This window comes from Xaviernesmea oryzae (assembly GCF_900109605.1).
GTDB lineage: Bacteria > Pseudomonadota > Alphaproteobacteria > Rhizobiales > Rhizobiaceae > Xaviernesmea > Xaviernesmea oryzae.
The window spans coordinates 38842-60380 of the sequence record NZ_FOAM01000019.1 but is presented as its reverse complement, the minus strand read 5'-3'; the positions used below and the strand labels follow the sequence as shown (position 1 = coordinate 60380).

General features: G+C 58.8%; 20 protein-coding genes. 9 read left to right on the top strand and 11 right to left on the bottom strand.

Going from position 1 to position 21539, the window contains the following annotated elements; all coding sequences use genetic code 11:
• Positions 1 to 355: 355 nt before the first annotated feature.
• Positions 356 to 949 (bottom strand): alpha/beta hydrolase, encoded by a 594-nt coding sequence (locus BMX61_RS20160; RefSeq protein WP_075627955.1) that lies wholly within the window; start codon positions 947 to 949, stop codon positions 356 to 358.
• A 308-nt stretch (positions 950 to 1257) separates the two neighbouring features.
• Here BMX61_RS20160 and BMX61_RS20155 point away from each other — a divergent pair, with 308 nt between their 5' ends.
• Positions 1258 to 4278, top strand: coding sequence for a GAF domain-containing protein (locus BMX61_RS20155; protein ID WP_075627954.1), 3021 nt, complete (start codon positions 1258 to 1260; stop codon positions 4276 to 4278).
• A gap of 259 nt (positions 4279 to 4537) precedes the next feature.
• On the opposite strand, the gene BMX61_RS20150 is transcribed toward BMX61_RS20155, so the two are convergent.
• Together BMX61_RS20150 and BMX61_RS20145 are read right to left on the bottom strand one after the other, a co-directional pair.
• A complete protein-coding gene (locus BMX61_RS20150) occupies positions 4538 to 5146 on the bottom strand; it encodes an NAD(P)H-dependent oxidoreductase (RefSeq protein ID WP_075627953.1) in 609 nt (202 codons plus the stop codon).
• A gap of 42 nt (positions 5147 to 5188) precedes the next feature.
• Complete coding sequence (locus tag BMX61_RS20145; RefSeq protein WP_075627975.1) at positions 5189 to 5587, bottom strand: RidA family protein; 399 nt, start codon at positions 5585 to 5587, stop codon at positions 5189 to 5191.
• Positions 5588 to 5727: 140 nt separating this feature from the next.
• Between BMX61_RS20145 and BMX61_RS20140 the strand changes: the two genes are divergently transcribed.
• From BMX61_RS20140 to BMX61_RS20120, 5 genes are all read left to right on the top strand, one after another.
• Positions 5728 to 6321 carry a TetR/AcrR family transcriptional regulator gene (locus tag BMX61_RS20140; protein ID WP_092742956.1) on the top strand — a complete coding sequence of 198 codons (594 nt, stop codon included), beginning with the start codon at positions 5728 to 5730 and terminating at the stop codon, positions 6319 to 6321.
• 178 nt (positions 6322 to 6499) lie between these two features.
• The gene (locus tag BMX61_RS20135) at positions 6500 to 6724 is read left to right on the top strand and encodes a hypothetical protein (RefSeq protein ID WP_075627950.1); all 225 of its coding nucleotides are present in this window, start codon (positions 6500 to 6502) and stop codon (positions 6722 to 6724) included.
• 2 nt (positions 6725 to 6726) lie between these two features.
• Complete coding sequence (locus BMX61_RS20130) at positions 6727 to 7152, top strand: gamma-glutamylcyclotransferase family protein (RefSeq protein WP_075627949.1); 426 nt, start codon at positions 6727 to 6729, stop codon at positions 7150 to 7152.
• Positions 7149 to 8126: a TIGR03885 family FMN-dependent LLM class oxidoreductase gene (locus tag BMX61_RS20125; protein ID WP_075627948.1), complete on the top strand. Its 978-nt coding sequence runs from the start codon at positions 7149 to 7151 to the stop codon at positions 8124 to 8126. Before BMX61_RS20130 ends, BMX61_RS20125 begins: the two co-directional genes overlap by 4 nt.
• Before the next feature lie 612 nt (positions 8127 to 8738).
• The gene (locus tag BMX61_RS20120) at positions 8739 to 11024 is read left to right on the top strand and encodes a methyl-accepting chemotaxis protein (protein ID WP_075627947.1); all 2286 of its coding nucleotides are present in this window, start codon (positions 8739 to 8741) and stop codon (positions 11022 to 11024) included.
• Positions 11025 to 11071: 47 nt separating this feature from the next.
• Here the strand turns inward: BMX61_RS20120 and BMX61_RS24385 are convergent, their stop codons facing one another.
• Positions 11072 to 11542, bottom strand: a complete 471-nt coding sequence (locus tag BMX61_RS24385; protein ID WP_139198969.1) for a hypothetical protein — start codon at positions 11540 to 11542, stop codon at positions 11072 to 11074.
• Between the two features lie 250 nt (positions 11543 to 11792).
• On the opposite strand from BMX61_RS24385, the gene BMX61_RS20115 reads away from it, so the two are divergent.
• Positions 11793 to 11993: a type II toxin-antitoxin system VapB family antitoxin gene (locus tag BMX61_RS20115; RefSeq protein ID WP_006699143.1), complete on the top strand. Its 201-nt coding sequence runs from the start codon at positions 11793 to 11795 to the stop codon at positions 11991 to 11993.
• Positions 11990 to 12373: a type II toxin-antitoxin system VapC family toxin gene (locus BMX61_RS25165; protein WP_075627946.1), complete on the top strand. Its 384-nt coding sequence runs from the start codon at positions 11990 to 11992 to the stop codon at positions 12371 to 12373. The genes BMX61_RS20115 and BMX61_RS25165 overlap by 4 nt, the downstream gene beginning before the upstream one ends.
• A gap of 190 nt (positions 12374 to 12563) precedes the next feature.
• On the opposite strand, the gene BMX61_RS20105 is transcribed toward BMX61_RS25165, so the two are convergent.
• The 6 genes from BMX61_RS20105 to BMX61_RS20080 form a co-directional block, all read right to left on the bottom strand.
• A complete protein-coding gene (locus BMX61_RS20105) occupies positions 12564 to 13538 on the bottom strand; it encodes an ABC transporter ATP-binding protein (protein ID WP_075627945.1) in 975 nt (324 codons plus the stop codon).
• Positions 13531 to 14538, bottom strand: coding sequence for an ABC transporter ATP-binding protein (locus BMX61_RS20100; RefSeq protein WP_075627944.1), 1008 nt, complete (start codon positions 14536 to 14538; stop codon positions 13531 to 13533). Before BMX61_RS20100 ends, BMX61_RS20105 begins: the two co-directional genes overlap by 8 nt.
• Positions 14535 to 15962, bottom strand: coding sequence for an amidase (locus BMX61_RS20095; RefSeq protein ID WP_075627943.1), 1428 nt, complete (start codon positions 15960 to 15962; stop codon positions 14535 to 14537). Before BMX61_RS20095 ends, BMX61_RS20100 begins: the two co-directional genes overlap by 4 nt.
• Before the next feature lie 2 nt (positions 15963 to 15964).
• Positions 15965 to 16729: an ABC transporter permease gene (locus BMX61_RS20090; RefSeq protein WP_170854987.1), complete on the bottom strand. Its 765-nt coding sequence runs from the start codon at positions 16727 to 16729 to the stop codon at positions 15965 to 15967.
• A gap of 106 nt (positions 16730 to 16835) precedes the next feature.
• On the bottom strand, positions 16836 to 17807 hold the full coding sequence (locus tag BMX61_RS20085; protein ID WP_139198968.1) for an ABC transporter permease: 972 nt from the start codon (positions 17805 to 17807) through the stop codon (positions 16836 to 16838).
• On the bottom strand, positions 17792 to 19357 hold the full coding sequence (locus BMX61_RS20080; RefSeq protein WP_083639453.1) for an ABC transporter substrate-binding protein: 1566 nt from the start codon (positions 19355 to 19357) through the stop codon (positions 17792 to 17794). Before BMX61_RS20080 ends, BMX61_RS20085 begins: the two co-directional genes overlap by 16 nt.
• Positions 19358 to 19521: 164 nt before the next feature.
• Between BMX61_RS20080 and BMX61_RS20075 the strand changes: the two genes are divergently transcribed.
• Positions 19522 to 20469 carry a LysR family transcriptional regulator gene (locus tag BMX61_RS20075; protein WP_075627939.1) on the top strand — a complete coding sequence of 316 codons (948 nt, stop codon included), beginning with the start codon at positions 19522 to 19524 and terminating at the stop codon, positions 20467 to 20469.
• A 233-nt stretch (positions 20470 to 20702) separates the two neighbouring features.
• Here BMX61_RS20075 and BMX61_RS20070 read toward each other — a convergent pair whose 3' ends face one another.
• The gene (locus BMX61_RS20070; RefSeq protein ID WP_075627938.1) at positions 20703 to 21470 is read right to left on the bottom strand and encodes an HAD-IIA family hydrolase; all 768 of its coding nucleotides are present in this window, start codon (positions 21468 to 21470) and stop codon (positions 20703 to 20705) included.
• Positions 21471 to 21539: the final 69 nt, after the last annotated feature.

The window sequence follows — 21539 nt, the reverse complement described above, 5'->3', positions numbered from 1 at the left end:
TCGAGCAACTGCTTATCGAAGGTACTCCACATTCGAGTCCTGTCAGGCCTGCAGATACGGGCCGAGCATCCGCTCGAACTCGATAGAGTCGCGACGACGCGCTTTTTCCTACAACGTCCCGCGAGGCGTTTCAGGAGCGCGCTCCCGGTCGATACCGCTTCGCTCTGTCTTGCCGAACACGGTTCAAGCCCGACGATCTCTCCAGCAGGCATCCGGTCAATATTGCCTGAAACCGGCGACCGTCGTCTGATCGACCGCAAAAGAGACCATCTTCTTGAGAGGTCGCTTCACCGCATCATATTGCTGGTGCGCCGCGCTGCTTGACGGAACGCTCCTGCTTGCTTGCAAACTGCACCTATAGCAGCGTCTTTTGCAGAAAGGTCAGTGCCTTCTGCGCGCCAGAGCTGGAAATGGTATGGCCAGTCGCGCTTTCTATGTCGACTTCAACTTTGAACCCGGCTGCTGCGAGTTGCGAGGCCGCGACCCTCGACGCCACAGGCGGGATCGTTCTGTCATTCTCGCCATGGATCAGGAGGATCGGCGTGTTGATGCTGGAAGGCGAAATCGGCTGTGCCGCAAGCAGGCCCGAGAAGGCGACCAGCGCGCCGACATTCCAGCGCCCTGATGCGACCGCGTCGAGGGCAACAATAGCGCCTTGCGATACGCCAACAAACGCAATTCGGCTGTGGTTGCGCGCAAACCCCTCCCGTTGGACGGTCTCTCTTATAAGGGCATCGAAGGCCTGGCGAGTGTCCTCGATCCGCTTGGGATCAAGGGGATTGCCCTCTGTGCTAAACCACTGATGTCCATACGGATGATGCATGGGAGCATCGGGAGCCACAAAGCGTGTATTCGCCAGGCAGACCCGCCAGGACGACGCGAGCGGCATGAGCTGCGCGCCAGAAGCGCCGATGCCATGGAGGAAGACGATCAAGGTTTGCTCAGGCAAGACGCCTCGCTTTCGGCCTTTGACATGCCGAGGGCGCTCAACCCATCATGGGGAGCGCCCTCGTTCGCCCGGACAGCTGCACCCACGCGAAATGATTTCGCGGCGCCGTCTGTCGTTGGTTTCGGGTGGTAGGCCATAGATGATTGTCGGTGGCACGATTTTCAAGACCCCGCTAACGGGCAGGGCTGTCCCCGTGACGGAATATGGTCTCCACTTAAGATCTCCAGCCGTCACCTTTGCTGTTTGTCGAGGAACGATATATTCAGCGAACGAACCCTAGACTGCATCTGACAGCGCGGAGACCATGCGTGCATGAATTTTTAAAGCGCCTGTCCGTCAGGGCGCGTGAACTCGATTCAGACCTGGATCAACTCGTTGAGGGACTGGGCGCTCGCCTCAGAGGTATCATCGACGTCGTCGCCAATGCGCCCTTCCCCATGTTTCTCGTGATCGGCCCGGACCGTCGCCTGATCTACAACGAGGCCTACACACTGATCCTGGGCTCTCACCATCCCTCTGCCTTCGGACGGCCGTTCTTTGAGGTTTGGCCTGAGGTCCTCGACGTTGTGGGCCCGGTTATCGACGAAGCCTTTGCCGGCAAGCCCAGCCTCTTTAAAGATTTGAAGGTCATGCTGAGCCGCCCGACGCCGCAGCCGGCGTGGTTCACCTTCTCCTATAGTCCAGTTCGCGAAGAAGACGGCAGCGTCGCGGCTGCTCTTTGTATCTGCACAGAAACCACAGAGGCTGTCACGGCGAGGCTTCGTCAATCATTTCTGATCAGTCTCGAAGCCGCGTTTCACGATATCGATGACGCATCCGGAATTATCGAGACTGCGCAGGAGGCTCTTGGATTACATCTTGGCGTCAGCCGCGTCGGCTACGGATCGGTCGACACGAGCGAGCGCTACTTCACGACGCCTGGCAACTGGACCGATGGCACGGTTGAAAGTCATAGCGGGACGCATGATCTCGCTTCCTTTGGGCCGGACGTCCTTTCGGCTTTGCAAAACGGCGTGTCGCTTGTCATCGCCGATGTTCTGACTGACGCGCGGGTTGCGAACACCGCAAGCGCATCGGCGTTTCATAACCTTCAGATCCGGTCCGTCGTCACTGTGTCGTTGATCCGCAGTGGCCGTTTCGTCGCAGCGCTTTACGTGCATGACAAGAAGCCTCGAGACTGGACCGGCGAGGAACTTGCGCTGATACGCGAGGTCGCGGAGCGAACATGGTCGGCGGTGGAGCGCGCCTATGCTCAGGCCAGCCTCCAGACACTTGCCCAGCGCCAATCCTTTCTGCTGGGTCTGTCTGACCAGCTCCGTCCATTGGCGAGCGCCGAGGAGATCAAGCAGGTGGCGGCACGCTTGCTTGGCGAATATCTGGCAGCCGGGCGAACCGGCTACGGCGAAATCGATCCGGCGCAGGACTATGTCACGGTCGAGCGAGACTGGAGCAATGGCGAGATGTCGTCGCTTGGCGGCGAGACGCGGCCCTTGGAGATATTCGGTCCTGCCATCATCGCTGAACTGAAAGCTGGGCGTTTGCTGCGTCTAGACTCGGTTTCCAGCAGCCCGGTTTCCGCACCCTACGCCGAAGGCTATGCGAGCATCGGCACGAAATCGTTGCTGGTCGTACCCTTGCTGAAGGAGGGAAGACTGGTGGCGATCTTGTACGTCCATGAAAGCCAGCCACGATGCTGGACGGAGGACGAGGCCGCCATCGCGCTCGAGGTCGCGGAACGCACATGGGCAGCGGTCGAGCGCGCGCGCGCCGAAAGCGCTTTGCGCACTTTGAATGCAACGCTTGAGGAGCGGGTAAATCAGAGCCTGGCCGAACGTCGCATCTATGCGAGCATCGTTGAGGACACCGACTCCCCAATTCAGATGATCGGCCGCAACTACACGTTCCTGGCGATAAACCCCGCAGCACAGGCGGATTACGAGCGGGCCTTTGGCGTTCGCCCCAAATTGGGGCAAAGCCTGATGGACTTACTGGCCCATGTTCCTGTGCAACGGGATAAAGCAAAAGCCATATGGGATCGTGCCCTCGCGGGTGAGGCATTCGATCAGACTGGTTGGTGGGGCGAGGATGACGCAGAGCAACGTGCTTATGAGATGCGCTTCCGCCCGGTCGTTGGCGTCGATGGCAAGGTAAGCGCAGCCTACCTGATTGGTCGTGACATGACCGACCTTCTGAAAGAGCAGGAACGTCTGTCGATCGCTGAAGAGCAGCTTCGACAGGCTCAGAAATTGGAGGCGATCGGGCAACTGACCGGCGGCGTCGCGCACGACTTCAACAATCTTTTGACGCCGATCATTGGAAGCCTCGATATCCTGCAGCGTAAGCAACTCGGCGGAGAACGGGAGCAGCGCATGGTCGCTGGTGCCGCTCAAGCAGCAGAGCGAGCCCGAGTGCTTGTTCAGCGATTGCTGGCCTTTGCGCGAAGGCAACCTCTGCAGGCAGCAGCTGTCGATGTGGGAGATCTGGTCCAGGGAATGGCTGAATTGATATCAAGCACCGCAGGACCTCAGATCCACATCGCGATCGACGTCTGCGAACATCTTCCGCCTGCTTTGGCCGATCGCAATCAGTTGGAGATGGCGCTCTTGAACCTTGCGGTCAACGCTCGCGATGCGATGCCGGACGGCGGAACGCTGCGCATTACCGCTTCTTCGTCTTCGGGGAGAACGGCAAGACCCTCCGAGCTCGCAGCGGGAACGTACATATGTCTTTCGGTGTCAGACACCGGCGCAGGCATGGATGAACAGACTTTGAAGCGCGCGACCGAACCCTTCTTTTCGACGAAGGGCCTCGGCAAGGGAACTGGGCTTGGGCTTTCGATGGTGCACGGCCTGGCGCTTCAGTCGGGGGGCACCCTTACCATCAGGAGTCGGCTCGGACTTGGCACGAATGTCGAGATCTGGCTCCCTATCAGTAAAGGAACCGTTCAAGATGAGGAGCGTCCGTCAGCAAGTGCGACAGCCACCCTTTCCGGTGTTGCCCTGCTTGTCGATGATGAGGACCTCGTTCGCCTCAGCACGGCGGAGATGCTGCGCGAGCTTGGCTATGATGTTGTCGAAGCGGAATCTGCGGAAGTCGCTCTAAAACTATTCGAACAGGGTCTTACGCCAACGCTCCTGCTCACCGATCATCTCATGCCTGGCATCAGCGGGACAGAGCTCGCGAGAGCGATCCTTGCTGCTCGCCCTGACGTCCAGGTCCTAATCGTCTCTGGGTTTTTGGAGGTTGAAGATGTGGCACCGGACCTGCCGCGGCTGACAAAGCCGTTCAGAAGGGAAGAGTTGATGAACATGTTGAGCAATCCGTCGTAGTCATCGATGATCTGCTCGTCGCTGACATCGAAATGATCCATTCTCTGTGTTCTTCTCCACAGAACAGAACAACGTCAGCCTTTAAGCATGTCGTACAAAAGGTTGCAGTGGTTGTGCGGTAACGCGGCAAACCATGACATCAAAGCGGTGGGAGCGAGAATCTGACAGATCGCCACATGCTTTGGCAAATAACAGCGAAGCAGGTCAGCCCGCTCAAGATCGCAAAACTGCCTGAATGCTGCATTTCCGTTGCAGCAAGCTACACACCTTTCCCATCCCTTATCGCCGAGGTAAGGTTCGCTCCGATCTCGCGAGCACGCTGGAGCCCTGCCTGAGAGGAAGCAGCGTCCAGCGGAAGCAGGAGTTCCGATCCGACCATGCGCGCACCGACATAGCCGAAAATGCCCTGGTCGATCTGGGTCTGGATTGCCTGGGCGTATCCGCGCTTGTGATAGGTACGTTGCGTCGCTCCGCCGATCGCAATCGTCTGGACCGCTAGTCGACCGAGAAGACGCGTTGTGTCTTCCCCGCCGGCATCGATATAGGCCCAGCCATTGGTGAACACACGGTCGATCCAGCCTTTGAGGATGGCTGGCAGGGACCACCAATAGACGGGGAAGATCAAGATCAGCAGATCGGCACGGTCGATCCTCGCCTGTTCGGCGACAATGTCAGCCGGAGGAGCCGTTCCGTCTCGGAACGCCCGATAATCGGCCGCTGTATAGCGAGGATCAAAATCCTCGGCCGTGAGATCGGCGATCTCGTACGTGTTGTGCGGACTGTCCTTGAGGCCGCCGATCACTTGCTCGGCTACCGCGTGCGTGTAGGACCCGGCCTCGGGATGCGCGATCACGATCAGGGAATGCATAAAAGTCTCCATCTAGGGAGGGGTCGGCTCAAAGAGAGATGGCTACGCCGTCGGCCGTATGCGCGCGATGACTTTGATTTCGAAATCGAAACCAGCAAGCCAGGTGACGCCGATAGCGGTCCAGTTCGGATAAGGCCGCTTGGAGAAGAACTCCTCCTTTATTGGTAGCAGGATATCGAACTGGTTCTGGGGGTCGGTGTGAAACGTCGTGACATCGACGATATCGTCAAAGGTGCAGCCGGCAGCCTTGAGCGTTGCCTTCAGGTTCTCGAACGCCAGCCGTGCTTGTTGGCCGAAGTCAGGCTCTGCCGTTCCGTCCTCTCTGCTACCGACCTGGCCTGAAACAAATAGCAGGTCACCGGACCGAATCGCCGCCGAATATCCATGCTGTTCATAAAGGGCGTGCCTGTTGGCTGGAAAAATTGCTTCACGGTGGCTCATGGAATTTTTCTCCATCGACGCGAAGGAAGCTCAAGCCGCTTCCATCGCCGCAGCACTTCAGATACATTATGTATGTGAAATAGCAGGATACGAGACGTATGTCAAATTAAATACGTACCGTATATGAAATGGGGGATGAGATGGCCAAAAAACGTGCGCAAACGATGCAGGAAAACCGGGCGAAGCTCATCGCGGCTGCACGCAAGGCGTTCGCCGAAAAAGGCTATGCCGCTGCCTCTATGGATGAGCTGACGGCAGAGGCGGGTCTCACGCGGGGGGCGCTCTACCACAATTTCGGCGACAAACGCGGGCTGTTCGCCGCGGTCGTCAACCAGATCGATTCGGAAATGGCTGCGCGTGCAAGGACGGTGGCCGCAGCCGAGCCTGACGAGTGGAAGGGTCTGCTCGCTGAGGGAATAGCCTATATCAAGATGGCGCTTGATCCAGAGGTTCAACGCATTGTTTTGCTCGATGGGCCCGCTGTCCTCGGCGATCCCTCCAGATGGCCGAGCCAGGACAACTGCCTGCAGATTACAAAGCAAGCTGTCGAAAGGCTGATCGCGAGTGGAACCATGAGGCCTTTGGATGCCGAAGCCGTTGCTCGCCTGATCAGCGGCGCGTCGCTCAATGCCGCACTCTGGGTGGCCGCGAGCGACGATGCTGCCGCGGTGCTGACGAAAGCTGTCGAGGTCTTTTGCGCGATGGCCAGTGGGGTTCTCGTACCACGCAACTGACTGTCGAGGCCTTCGCCCTGATACCGAACAGCCCTCCCCCCCCCCCCGCTTGAAAACGTCCTATCCGCATCAGGCGGGGATGTACGATACCGGACTAGGCAGGTGTAAACCCGCGAACGACAGGAACAGAACGTTCCAGCTTGGTGTTCATCGGGGCGACAAAGGAGTTGTCTACGTGATGTTCAAGCCCAATTCTCGTCCGCAGGACAACGACAAGGAATGCCAAGACGTGATCGAAGCGGAGGCCGTAGCGCTCATCGATCGCGCGCAGCAGGCCGGCTGGAAAAGACAGCAGGTCATACGCGCTTTGAACGATCTGGCAGCCGGCCTCTGGTTCGACGAGCAGAAAACCGCCGGCGTAAAGCCCAAAATGCCTGTAGTCGGCACCTTCCCGATCGACTGACCATGCCGCTCGTTTTCATCTATGGCACCCTGAAAAAGGGGTTTCCGCTTCACGAAAAGGGCCTGACTGGCGCGCGGTTTCTCGGGCTTTATCGGACAGTCGAGCCTTATCCGATGGTGATCGCTCAGGATTTCTTCGGCCCCATGATGCAGGACAGGCCCGGCGAAGGACGACAGGTCGAAGGCGAGCTTTACGAGGTGCAGGAGGAGCGTCTCGGAATCCTCGACGAGCTTGAAGATGTCGGAGATCCGGGGAGTTTTCGGTCTACCTTGCTGATCGAACCAAAAGATGGCGGCGTCAGAGAGACAGCCATTGGCTTCATGAAGGCCGAGAATTGGCTGCAGCCAACGCACACCGGCTTCTTGTCAGACTATCAGGACCGCCGGTTCATTCCGCCATGGCAGCGATCAGGAGAACGATCCGAATGATCATCGGATACCACGCGTCTCATGAGCAGTTCACGCCGAGCGAACTGCTGGACTACGTCCGTGCAGCGGAAGACGCCGGCTTTCGGGCGATCATGACGTCCGACCACATCGCGCCTTGGAGCAGGCGCCAGGGAAACGCCGGCAACAACTGGGCTTGGCTTGGAGCCGCGATGGCCTGTACCTCGCTTCCGTTCGCCAGCCTGGCCATTCCCGGCGGTTGGCGGTACCATCCGGCAGTCTTGGCACATCTAATTGCCACTCTAGCAGAAATGTTTCCCGACCGGCTGCGCTGGATCGCGGTCGGTAGCGGTGAGGCGCTGAACGAACATGTCGTGGGCTCGGTTTGGCCTGACAAAGGCGAACGCAATGCACGCCTTTTGGCCGGCACAGAAATTATGCGGTCCTTGCTGCGCGGCGAAGAGGTTAGTGAAGAGCGTCCCTGGTTTTCGACGGATCGCGCACGGCTTTGGTCCTTGCCCCTAAATCCGCCCCGAATGCTTGGCGCAGCACTGACGCTGAAAAGCGCCGCGTGGATGGGTTCATGGGCAGACGGTCTGATCACAGTCCGAAAAGCACCTAACGAACTGGCGCAGATCGTCGAAGGTTTTCGTGCTTTCAGCGGCAAAAACAAGCCACTGGCATTGCAGCTCCAGATTTCCTGGGCCGAAGACGAAGAAGATGCGCGCAGCGCAGCTTGGGAGCAGTGGCGAAACGCTGCGGCGCCGCCTGCCTGCCTTGCGGAACTGCAAACACCTGACGAATTCGATGCGGTGACGGCGGCTGTGCGATCGCGTGACATCGACGAGGTGATACCGCTGATCACGCGGTCGGATCAGTTGCTGAAGATTATCGAAGAATGCTCATCCTGCGGGTTCGACGAGATCTACATCCATAACGTTTCGCGAGACCAGCCCGCGTTCCTCAACGTCATGAGACATACGGTGCTACCAGAACGACGAACGAAGGATTCATAAAAGATCTGGCTTGATCCATCACGTGGAAATGCGCTCGGCGCCCGTCACGCGGGTGTCTATCAGCCATAGGAATTGCTGTCTCGACCATTGGCCGCCATTGCTCGGCGACTTCGCGAAAGGCCCGGCCTCGTCTCACGGCCCCCCTTGAGCCCACGGCCGCAGCAGCCGAAAAGACCGATACGGCACGGGGCCGCTGACGCTAGGCTGCAAGCGACGAGACCCGGCCTGTTAACGGCCACCGCACCGCCCTCACAACAAGACAGGCTCCAGGCCGTAGAGAGCCCACGTACATTCTTATGCAGACCGGTCTGGCTGCCGAGGCAGGCGACAACAGAACATCCTCTTTTTCCCTCGCCGAGAGACAAGCCCGACGCGGCTTGCCTGTCGTCCGCGAGAAGGTGGACAGACCAGGCAAAGATTGACCATATATTCTCGCACAGGTTGATGTTCAAAAAACAAAAATATGTAGATCTAATTAATTGATTACTATCGTCTTTCAGAGCCAAGACGGTCCAATAAAAGACGAGTCTTTTCCCTTTTTTGGCAACTTAACACAATTTTTAGCTGTTTGAGTCAGCTATACAACAAATTATTTTATGCTTCGAGGATCCCGTGGCTCAATCAACTGTCAGACATCCACTCTGGATAAAGATCACTGCTTATGGCTTCGCTGCCGTGCTGTTTTCAGCAGCGGCAATTGGCAGCATTGCCTGGTACCGACAGTCGGAGTCGACCGCCGATACGCTGGATCGCGAAGCTGCAGCGGATCTTGGACTGGTTGAGACCGACATGGCCGCACAACGCAAGACGGCCGCGACCCTGGCAGTGGCGCTGGCAGGCGAACCGGACATGGCGGGGCTGATCGAAGCCAACAGCCGCGACGCCATTATCAACCGGTATGCCACATCCATGCCGTCGATCATTCAGGATGGAGGTGTCACGCTTATCACGGTTGTCAACGCCAAGGGTGAGGCGGTTGCCCGCATTCATACGCCGGACAAATTCGGCGACGACATGACGAGCCGACGCAAGACAGTGGTCGAAGCCATCAAGACAGGCCGTCTGGTCGCCGGCATCGAACCTGGCCGCAACGCGGTCAGCATGTTCGCCTCTGCGCCGGTCAAGCGAGATGGCGCGGTCGTCGGCGTCGTCGATGCGGGCACGGCGTTGACGAATTCTTACTTCGCCCGGCTTGCCAAGGACATCGGCGGCGAAATTGCGGTTCATGTCAATGTAGACGGTCAACTGGTCAAGCAGGCCTCCACTTTCGACGGCACATTGCTTTCCGACGAGAGCCTGCAACCCGTCCTCGAGGGGGAAAGTGTCCGCTCGGAAATTTCTTTGGCCGGGCGGTATTATGTCGTCAACGCACGGCCGCTGACGAATTTCTCTGGCGCCACGATTGGCGTGGTTGAGATCGCGTCCGACGTGACGGAAGTTATCCAGGAAGCACAGGAGGCACTGTGGATCAGCATTGGTGGCACGCTGATCGTATCCCTGTTCTCGCTCATCGGCTTCTTCGTCTTCGCACGTTCCCTCGCCTCGGTGATCGGGAACATCACCTCGACCATGACCAAGCTTGCCAATGGCGATCTCGCCGCCACTGTCGAGGGTGGAAACCGACCCGACGAGGTCGGCGCCATGGCACGGGCCGTTCAGGTTTTCAAGGACAATGCGCTGCGTAGCCGCGATCTGGAACAACAGGCTGAGCGGGACCGATCCGCCTCGGAAAAGGAGCGCCAGCGCACGATCGATGCCGACCGCGACCGCACCGCGGCCATGGCACAGGCCACCAGCGGGCTGGCCAATGGGCTGAAGCGCCTGTCGTCCGGCGATCTCTCCTTCCAGCTGACGGAGCGGTTTGCAGACGATTTCGAGAGCCTGCGGGCCGACTTCAACCTAGCAGTTGACCAGCTACGCCGGACACTCTCCTCGGTTGCCGATGCAACAAGCTCGATCGACGGCGGATCGCGGGAAATCAGCCGCAGCGCCGATGATTTGTCGCGGCGCACCGAGCAACAGGCCGCGTCGCTCGAGCAAACAGCCGCCGCGCTGGACCAGATCACAGCCAATGTCTCCAACTCGTCCAAGCGGGCGGAAGAGGCGCGAGCCGTTGCCGTTCAAGCCAACGAAAACGCCCGCCTGTCGGGCGCGGTGGTCTCCGACGCCGTTGATGCCATGAGCAAAATCGAGCAGTCATCCAACCAGATCTCTTCGATCATCGGTGTCATCGATGAGATCGCCTTCCAGACCAATCTGCTGGCGCTCAATGCCGGGGTGGAGGCTGCACGGGCTGGTGAGGCCGGGAAGGGCTTTGCCGTTGTTGCCCAGGAGGTGCGTGAGTTGGCACAGCGCTCCGCGCAGGCAGCCAAGGAGATCAAGGAGCTGATCCGGAACTCATCCGGTGAGGTGCAAAGCGGCGTCAAGCTCGTCAGCCAGACCGGCGATGCGCTGAAGACGATCGAAGGTTTCATCGTCACCATCAACCAGCATATGGATGCGATCGCCACCTCGGCACGCGAACAGTCGGTAGGCCTGTCGGAGGTTAACACCGCCGTTAATCAGATGGACCAGGTGACCCAGCAGAACGCCGCAATGGTCGAAGAAACCAATGCAGCCGGTTCGACGCTGGCAACCGAAGCCGCCCGCCTGAAGGATCTCGTTTCGCACTTCCAGCTGGGCAGCGGGGCGCCGACATTCGCACAGGCGGTCAATGCCGGTCCGGCCAGTCACGCGGTTTCAACAACGCTGCAGCGCAAGCCCGTGGCCGCAGCCGCCGGCACCAGTCATCCTGCCCCCTCCCCCGCGCGCAGCATGGTCAACCGGGTTGCCCGCGCCTTCACCGCAAAATCCGGAGTCAATGCAGCGCCTGTCAGCGAAGGTTGGGAGGAGTTCTGATGATTTGTTGTTCGACATTCGGTCTCAGCTTTTGCAGCGATCCTGTGTCAAATACCCAAGTCACGCCAGTTGAAGGCTGTCCGAGCGGATAGAAGAACGGTCAGCCTAGAAAGGCGGGCCGTGATCGCAAATTCGATGACCATACCTGTGCAAGAGGCTTCAGACGTCCGTTCTTCGAGCAGAGCCTTGCAGATCCTGGGTTCACCGCGGCCTGGTGATGCTCCACCACCAAAGGCCCCTGCAAGGCTCAAATCAGCCGGCGTGCTCCATGAAGTACGGGTGCCGTACGCGATGCCGAAGCCCACTTGTGTCTGCGCCTGCGTCAAGCGTCCGGAGGAAGGGCAAAGCAACGACAGACCTCCCCTCACACCACCTGCCGATATACGTAAGCCGGTCTGCCGCTCGGCACGAAGGAGAACAGCGCTGGAGGCGACAATGAGGATGGCGCCCATGACAACAGCATGTGACGGCATATCTAGACGTTCTTCTTCGATGCTTTGACTTTGCGTCTCGCTCACCCACTCCCCGTCTTCGCAGTCCGCACAATCACCGAATGTCTTGGGGCTCAAGGGTCAGCGAGAGCCATAGGTAGCCGAGAAGCTTCCCCTCTATCGCCGGAAATTCAACGATAGGGTTTTCGGAGACGGCATTTTTCGCTCTTGGTGAGCTTCGAACCGCGACTGCAATAGGCATAACAAAGCGGGCTTGATGCGCGTAGATTTCTGCACCATTTGGTGCTATTTTCATATCAGCGTTATGGAGCTAGTTATGCGATCAACCATCAATCTCGACGACAGCCTTATGGAAAGAGCGAAGTCCCTAACGGGCACGAAGGAAACGGCGGCTCTTGTGCGTCAAGCATTAGAGACTTTGGTGCGAGTCGAGTCTGGCAAGCGGCTAATCGCTCTTGGAGGCACTATGCCTGAGGCTGAGGCAGCGCCTCGCCGCCGGAGCGAAGTGGGGAAGTGATCCTTGTCGACAGTTCAATCTGGATTGATCATTTCCGACAGGTAGACCCGGAGCTAGTCAAAATCATCGGAGATGATCAGCTACTTTGCCACCCTTTCGTTGTAGGTGAGTTGGCCTTGGGTAGTCTGCGAGAACGGGATGCGGTATTAGCGTTTCTCACAGCTCAGCGTGAAGCAGTAGTTGCAACCCATGCAGAGGTGATGACAGTCATTGATCGCCATTCGATATTCAGCATGGGGATCGGCTATACTGATGCACATTTGTTGACGTCAACTCTCCTGGACCGACGATCCAGCTTGTGGACGAGGGATAAGCGCCTAGCGGCCGCCGCTCGGAAGGTTGGCGCGGCGCTTTATCCCCCACCGCATATTCCTCATTAGAAATGAATTTACGAACCCTTTAGTGCAATTCCTGCTCTTGAGAGGATACGAACCGTCGACCATGCTTTAACACCAGATGCTCCCACTTTGCATCAGCTAGCTTTGCCGCTCAAGTTCAAGCGGTAAAAGCCAATCACATTCATACTGCTAAGTTTCGTAACGAGCAGCATTTTTACGGGGTGAGAAGCACTTAGGCGAAATGGCATGCGACTAGATGGGTCGTAGCCGGCCCGCTCTCAATCTCCCCGGCGAGCGATGGCGCTTCGTTTGCGCAGAGTTCAGTCGCGATCGGACACCGAGTTCGGAAGCGGCAGCCCGATGGTGGGTTCACCGGGCTCGGAACGTCTCCAGAAAGAGTGATCCGTTCACGGCGCTCCGCGCCGATTTCCGGCTCCGGTATCGCCGACAGAAGCGCCTTCGTATAGGGATGGCGCGCGCTGCTCATGATCTCCCGGGTCGTTCCGATCTCGACGATCCTGCCAAGATACATGACCGCGATTCGGTCGCTGACATAAGCGACCGCCGCGAGATTATGTGCCACGAACACGTAGGTCAGTCCTAGTTCGCGCTTCAGGTCGCCTAAGAGGTTCAGGATCTGCGCCTGCACCGACACGTCGAGAGCCGAGATCGGTTCGTCAGCGACAATAATCTGCGGGCGCATTACAAGCGCCCGGGCAATGCCGATACGCTGACGCTGGCCACCCGAAAACTCGTGCGGAAAGCGGCCCAAGGCATCACGGGGCAGGCCAACACGGTCAAGAACCTCCTCGACGCGCTTTATAATCTCCTTGCGTCCGATAGACCCATCGGCCCATAGCCCCTCGGCAATGATGTCCCGAACCTTCATACGAGGATCAAGAGAGTCGTTCGGGTCCTGAAAGACATACTGGAGCTGCCGGCGGACGCGCTTGCGCTCCTTTCGCGGCATGCTTTGCAGCGCTTCGCCGTTAAATGTCACTTGACCAGCTGTGGCCTCGTGTAAGCCGACCAGAAGCTGGGCAATCGTCGATTTGCCGCAACCGGATTCACCGACGAGGCCAAGAGTTTCGCCTTGCTGGATGTCAAGAGTGACATTGTCCACGGCTTGAATCACCATACGATGCCGACCCGAGCGAACCGGGAAATGTTTCGTAAGGCCGCGAACTTGCAAAATGGGGTCAGTCATCAGTCACCTGTTCTCGCATCGTGCCCTGGTCAGGGATCCAGCAGGAGAAATGGCCCTGCGGGCTAACTACCTTCGGCGGCGCCTCGCGGCTGCACTTCGCCATCGCGACGGGACATCGGTTTTCAAAACGGCACCCCTGAGGCCAAGCCTTGGGGCTTGGCACCGTCCCGGCAATCGTGCTGAGACGCACCGTTGGGTCGGTGTTAAGCCGCGGGATGCAGGCGAGTAGCCCGCGGGTATAGGGATGCTGCGGATTGGCCAGGATGCTAGCGACAGGTCCGCTCTCGACAATTTTTCCACCATACATGACGGCAACATCGTCACATATTTCAGCGACGACACCCAGATCGTGGGTAATGAACATCACGCCCATGCCGAGTTCGTCTTTCAGGCGCACGACAAGGTCAAGGATCTGTGCCTGGATCGTCACATCCAGCGCGGTTGTCGGCTCATCTGCGATCAGGAGGCTCGGATCGCAGGTCAAGGCCATGGCGATGACGATTCTCTGGCGCATCCCTCCAGAGAGTTCGTGCGGATAGCTGTCGACGCGGGTCTCCGGAGAAGGAATGCCGACCATCGTCATGAGTTCAATTGCGCGGGCGCGGGCGTCCGACTTGCTGATGCGTCGGTGCAGCCGGAGATTCTCGATGATCTGGTCGCCGACACTGAACACCGGATTGAGCGAGGTCATCGGCTCCTGGAACACCATGGCAATCTCGTTGCCGCGGATTTCGCGCCATTCCTTTTCGCTTAGCTTGACGAGATCCCTGCCCTTGAACAGGATATGGCTGTCGGGATCGACCCAGCCAGGGCGTTGGATGAGCCCCATGATTGACGCACCCGTAACGCTCTTGCCGGAGCCGCTTTCGCCGACCACGCCGAGGATACGCCCTTCACGAATAGTCAGGTCGACGCCATCGACTGCGCGGGCCAAACCATCTCTCGTTGGAAAGTTCGTGCGAAGGTTCCGGACCTCAAGAAGCGGAACAACACTTGTCATGACGCGAGATCCAGTTCGAATTCAGGGTGACGGTTGCCCAGTTTCAGTGCCTTCTCGAACTGCCTGCTTGCGCGCAGCACGAGCGCCTCTTCGTTGGGGCGGCCAATGATCTGCAGCCCGACCGGCATGCCACGCACGAATCCGCAATGGATGCTGGCGGCGCAGTAGCCCGCGAAACTGATTGGCAGGGTGTAGGAGACGAGAGAGGGAATGCGCAGCGTCAGGTCGTTTGGATCAACGACTGGAGAAACGATGCCAATGGTGGGAGAGATCAGGAGGTCGGTTTCCTCGAAGACCTCCTCGAGATGGCGGATGAATTCCGCGCGCCTGCGCACGGCACGGGAATAGCCGGTGGCTGTGACAGTTGCCGCCCATTCGAACCGGCTCGATGCATAAGGCGCCAGGAGGGCAGCTTTTTCCGGGTCCGCCATGATGGCTTCGCCCAGATCGGCGTGGCGATCGACGAAGTCGAGCACGCGCCAAGCTTCATCGACATCTTCGGTTTCCAGGACGATATCCATGTCCGACATGACAGCACCGAATTTCTCGGCTTGCCGCCCTGCCGCGCGGACGGTGGATACAACGTCCGGATCAGAGAAATCGGCCGCTGCGATATTGTCCCACCAGGCTATGCGCACGCCATCTATTCCATTCTCCAGAGCGTCGACATAGTCCGGGGGCGCGTCGGTGCGGCAGAATACGTCACCTTTCATCGGGCCCGCGATGACCGAGAGAAGTGTCGCTGCATCACGGACATCGCGCGTCATCGGGCCGATGGCCGAGAAGAAAATCGTGGAGCCGAACCCGCCGTGACGGGGCACGCGCCCGCGGCTGGGAAGCAGCCCGAAAACCCCGCACTGTGCCGAGGGGAGCCGGATCGAGCCACCGGCATCGCTACCAAGCGCCAACGGCCCAAAACCCATCGCAAGGGCGGCGGCTGCACCGCCGCTGGAGCCGCCTGACGTGCGTGTGGTGTCCCAAGGGTTAAGGCACTCGGGCGCGACATTGCCCGCAGTGCGCCAGTACATGCCGAACTCCGGCGTATTGGTCTTGCCGAGGATCACCCCGCCTGCGGCGCGGATGCGTGACACATGGATACTGTCGTGATCCGGGATGTGGTCCTGAAGAAGACGCGAGCCGCCCGTCGTGCGCAGGCCACGAGTAAAATACTGATCCTTAATCGTTACAGGCACACCGGCCAGCGGCCCCAGCGGACGACCGGCAGCTATATCTGCATCAACGGCGCGCGCCTCGGCAAGCGCCTGGTCCTCGTCAACGGTGATGAAAGCGTTTATCCGGCCGTCCAGCCGCCGAACACGATCCAGCAGGGCGCGCGTAAGATCTTCCGAGGAGAGCTTGCCGGATTGGATTTTTGCTCGCAGCGCCCAGGCGGATTGCCATTCGATATTCTGATGGTATTGCATTCTCATTTCGCTTTCGGATCAAACTTGTCGCGAAGCCCGTCGCCGAGCAGAAGGAAGCCCAAAACAACCAGCATGATCGCGGCGCCGGGTGCGAGCACCAGCCAAGGAGCGTTCGTCATCACCGATGTCGATTCCGCGATCATCGCACCCCACGTCGGGGTCGGCGGCTGAATACCCATGCCAAGAAAAGACAAAGCGGATTCCGTCAGAAGGCTGGCGGTGATTGTCGAGGTCGTCTCGATGATGAGCGGCGTCGATATGTTGGGCAGGATATGGGTGAGAACATTCCTCCATGCCGGTACGCCAAGCACTTCGGCAGCGCGTACGAATTGTCGCTGGCGCAGGCTCATGGTGGAGGCGCGAGCAACACGGGCAAATTGCGGAACGAACAGGCCGCCCATGGTGAGGATGAGGTTACCCGTGCTGCTACCCAGTACGGCAACCAGCGCAATCGCGAGCAGGAGTGGTGGGAAGGCTTGCAGGACATCGAGAAGCCGCATCAGCCAAGCGTCCGTGCGACCGCCTCGGAAGCCCGCAACCGTACCCCAGATCGTTCCCACAGCAATCGACAGAAACGTGGCGCCGAGCGCGACCAGCATCGAACTGCGGGTGGCCTCGAAGGTTCGGGTCATCACGTCGCGCCCGAGAAGGTCCGTGCCGAAAGGGGTTTCCGCCGAAGGCGGACTGAGTGACATCCCGACCATGTCGGTGGCCGCATAGGGCGACAGGATCGGCACGACAATGGAGCCGACGAAGATCAGGACCAAAAGCAGCGCGCCGCTCTGGATCAAAAGGTTCTGGCGCAAGAGGCTCAAACCACGCTTCTGCGACGGCTCGTGGCGGGCGGATGCTTGATGTGTTTCGGCCATTCGATCAGATCCGTGGGTCTAGGAATTGATAGGCAAGGTCGACCGCGAGATTGATCAGGACCACCATGGCACCGACAACGATCACTGTGCCCTGTATGAGGGTATAGTCCCGGCTGGAGATGGCGCTGAGCATCAACTGACCCAGGCCGGGAAGCCCGAAGACCTGTTCAACGACGACGACGCCTGAAATCAGCTGCGCCGCGATCAGGCCGGAGGCAGTCACCACCGGGAGCAGCGCCGTCCGCAGCCCGTGCTTGAGCAGGATGCGCATCGGCGCCGCGCCCTTGGCGCGAGCTGTCGTGATATAGGGCTCACGCATGACCTCCAGCATCGCGCCGCGCGTGTAGCGCATTATTGTCGAAATCGAGGATAGCGACAGGACGGCGGCTGGCAGCAGCAAGGTGCCGATGGCGCCATGGAAATCATTGGCGAAATCAAGACGGTCGAACAGCTGGACCTGAGGGAAGAACAACGAGAAAAACAGCACGGCCGTTACACTGGCGACGAAAGTGGGGATCGCCATGCCCGCAAGCGAGAAAATACGGAGCGAGAAGTCCGACGGCCTGCCTTGGCGGCTAGCTGCCCATACACCCGCTGGGATTCCGATGATCACGGAAATCAGCATGGCAATTCCCGTGAGTGCCAGAGTGACCGGAATATGTCCGACGATTTCCTGGCCGACTGACGACTTGTTGACCAGCGACATGCCGAGATCGCGTTGCAACACGTCCGTGATCCATCTGAGATATTGGACGGGCAAGGGCAGGTCGAGGTTGAGACTGCGGCGAATGTTCATCGCCTCTTCAGAATCCGCGGCAATCTCAGCCCCGGCGATGACAGTGACGACATCGCCGGGGATCAGGTGAACGAGCGAGAAGCTGACAACCGACATCCCGAACAAGACTGGAATGAGCAAGGTTAGCCGCTTAAGCAGGAATGTTGAGAGCATGGTAGTGACCCTTATCGGGTTAGCCAAGATTCACGCAGAAGCACACGCTGGCCGAAAGGCGTGCTCTTGTAGCCCTTTAGTTTGTCGCTCCAGACCTCCAGGAACATCGGACTGGCGGCCGGAAAGATCGCGTAGGCCTGGTCGGCAATACGCTCCTGCATTGCGCGGTAGACCGCAACGCGCTCCTCCTCGTCGTTTGCGGCACGACCGCGCGCAAACAATGCATCCAGTTCCGGATCCTTCGTCTTGCCAGGATTAACACTGGAGGCCGAATGGAAACGCACCCTGAGATTCGCTTCCGGGTCGGGCGCGGGCGCCAGGCCAGCCATGCTGATCGGGGCCAACGTTCCCTGGAAGTCGCGGAGAAGTGCACCCCATTCCTTCTGTTCGATCTTAATGCGGATGCCGATGCGCGCCACTTGCTGTTGCACCACCTGGGCCACGGTCACATCACTCAAAGTCAGTGGCGAGACCGAGAATGTCGTGTCCAGACCATCCGCATAGCCGGCCTCAGCCAGCAGCGCTCGCGCCGCATCGAGGTCCTCGGTATTATACGGCAATGCCGCGACATCCTGGCTCGAAACGCCATAGGGTGTTTGCGCCGGCGGGATTGAGGCGCTCTGCGCTGCGCGACCACGCCAGACGACGTTGACGATCTGCTGACGGTTGATGGCCATCGAGAACGCCCGGCGCACCCGTACATCGTCGAAAGGCGGCTTGCTCTGGTCGAGTTCGATTAGAAGGGCGCGGATCATCGCGGGTGTGTCAGGCGTGACGAAGCCTGAACGCTGGGTGAGCTGGTCGGCAACCTCCGGCGTAATGACCCAGCTCATAGCGGCAGATCCGCTGCGCAGGGCCGCAGCACGGCTGCCTTCATCGGTGATGATGCGCAATTCGATGGCATCGAGATAGGGGAGCCCCTTCTCGTAATAGCCGTCGTGCCGGGAGAGGAGAACGCTGGCATTGGATTTGAAGCTGTCGAGCTTGAATGGCCCCGTCCCTGCCCCGCCCGCGGCAAGGTCACCGCGCTCGGTCACATCCTTCTTGTTTATGATGGCGCTGTACTTGACCGTGGCCAGATAATTCAGGAAGGGAGCGAAAGGCTCGGAAAGATGGAAGATAACCTTGCGATCATCTGGCGTTTCGATGCTCTCGATCGACGCAAAGATCGACTTCCACGGCGAACCTGTATCCGGGCTGGCGATGCGTTCGAAGGTAAAGCGGACGTCGGCACTCGTCAGCACCTCGCCATTATGGAACGTCACGCCCTCACGTAGAGTAAAGCTGTAAGTTTTCGGATCGACGATCTCGTAGCTTTCGGCAAGGTCGGGTTCGACTGCCGTGCCGCCTGCATTCCAGCGCAGGAGACATGTATAGATCAGCTCCGTCACATTCGTCGTAGCGAAGGCGGCCGATTTTTGCGGATCGAGTGTTGGCGGGTTGGAGTCCTGCGCTATCACCAGAGTTCCACCGCGCGTGGGCGAAGAATCCTGCGCCTGCGCAGCCGTAGTTGCCAGCCCGGCGACCGCTAGCATCGAAGCACTAGAGTAAAGAAAACTGCGTCTTGTAAGTGTCATTGCTTTGATCCCCTTCGTCTTCTTCCCGACGTCGCTGGTCGGTTTTCCGCGTTGTCTCGCGTTGCCAAGTCCGGCCGTTAAGCCACTTTCCTGCTTTTTAGAACCAAGTAGAAAATCCGGACAATATCGCCTATGAACGGATAATATAACTAAAGAGGCATATCGTGGACTTCCCTCACCTTCGCGAATTTCTTGTGGTTGCAGATCACCTAAATTTGTCGCGCGCGGCTGAAAAACTGGGCATTTCACAGCCGTTTTTGTCCAAAAAAATGGCACGCCTGCAGGAGCATGTCGGGCTTCAATTATATGCAAGAAAAGGACATGGTATCGCATTGACCGACGCGGGCGTGACGCTCTGGCGTCGTGGCACTGCCATCTTCGATGCGATCACGAGCACCAACGATCTCCTTGCTGATCTTCGCGGCGGAGTGACCGGACACGTTAGACTGGGTGCTGGTCCTTCGTTTATGACGCATGTCGTACCCGTGGCTCTCGCGGAACTTCATCGCGAGGAACCCGGCCTTCGCTTCACCGTGAGAGAAGGCACCACACAGGAGCTCTGCGAATGGGTAAAGACGCGCGAGATCGATTGTGCGATGCTGGGATGGGTTGGTACGCCCGGCGGGCGCGAGCCCCTTGATCCCGCCCTGTCATTCAGCCGATTGATAACCGACGACCTGGTTTTGGTGACACGCCGCGATCACCCGTTGCAACAAGCCCCGCTTCGGCATTTTTCGGATGTCTCGCCCTATAGCTGGATTATGCCCCGATCGAACTTGAAATTGCACCAGGAAATCGATCGCTTATTTCTGGAAAACAACGCGCCTTCGCTTACCGTGAAGATCCACACAACGTCACTCTTCGCGACCTTTGCGATCCTTCGGCGCACCGACATGATCACGGTACTAGCAAAAAGCGCCCTGTCCGAAGCCGACACGGGCTCCGTGCGTGCCCTGGAACAGCCGTGGTTAAATCTTCGGCGGGAGGCATTCCTCGTCACCATGAAAGGAATGCAGCTTTCACCTTCCGCGAACAAGCTGGTGCAGATGGCTCGTAGGAAGTTACGTCCCTTGTCTCACCATCAATTCGGGAATCAAACCGAAAGCGAATGAGACGAGAAGGAATACTTATGGATGCGGATGCTTGAATGCTTCGGGTCGTAGTGATGTGGCAAGGTGGGTTGGCTGAGCCGAGCCGAGCCGAGCCGAGCCGAGCCGAGCCGCAAGTGCACTTATTGCGCGGGCGATCAAGGTTTAAATGAGTAGAGCAGTAGGGCCTGCTTTGGTCTTGAAAGGACACGAACCGTCGACCCGCTGTCAACGCCGCCTCGAGTTTGGCTTTTGGTTCAATCGAACCTTGACAACCTGTCGCGCTTCCCGACTCGTTCAGGATGAGCCTGCAGGAGCCAATCTTCGTCGCCATGCTCAAAACCTACTCTAACAAAGCGGATACCAACGCCCGCTGCTCCCTTCCCATCGGTTTCCGGATTATCGCCGACCATCAGCGTTCTCGCCGGTGTGCTTCCAATCAACGCCATCCCGGCCAGAAACAATCCCGGCTGGGGCTTGCCGATGATGTGATGAGGAACAGGGCCGGTACATGCAAGGACTGATGCGGCAAGCGCTCCAGTCTCCGGCACGACCGAACCGTCGGCTCCGGGATGGGTTCTGTCCGGATTGCACACGAACAGTTGCGCACCGGCCAGGACGGCATTCGATAGCGTCCTGATCTTGTCATAGGAGAAGGCGCGGTCACGGCCGATCAGCACTGCATCCGGTTTGATGTCCGTAACATCGAGACCGAGACATGTCGCATAGTCCTGCAGAGACTTGCTCGCCGCCATGGAAAGACGCGCGCCGGGCATGTCGATGGCAACCTGGCGAATGGCTTCCATTCCAGCTGACACGATCCGGCATTCCGGCACCGGGATTCCAATTGCCTGCATCAGTACGGCGATCTGGCTCGCCGTGTGCTCGGCATCATTGGTAACGATGGCAAAGCGGCCCCGGCTTTTCTCGATGAGCCCATGCGCCCAGGGCAGCGGCTTGCCGTCGCTGGCAAGTGTTCCATCGAGGTCGAAGAGAACGCCGTCGGTGTCTTGAAATTCGTGCATGTCAATCGATGTCAAAGTTGCAAACGGGCGGGCCGCAGACAGCGGACTGTCTGCGATCGCGCTTCGGAT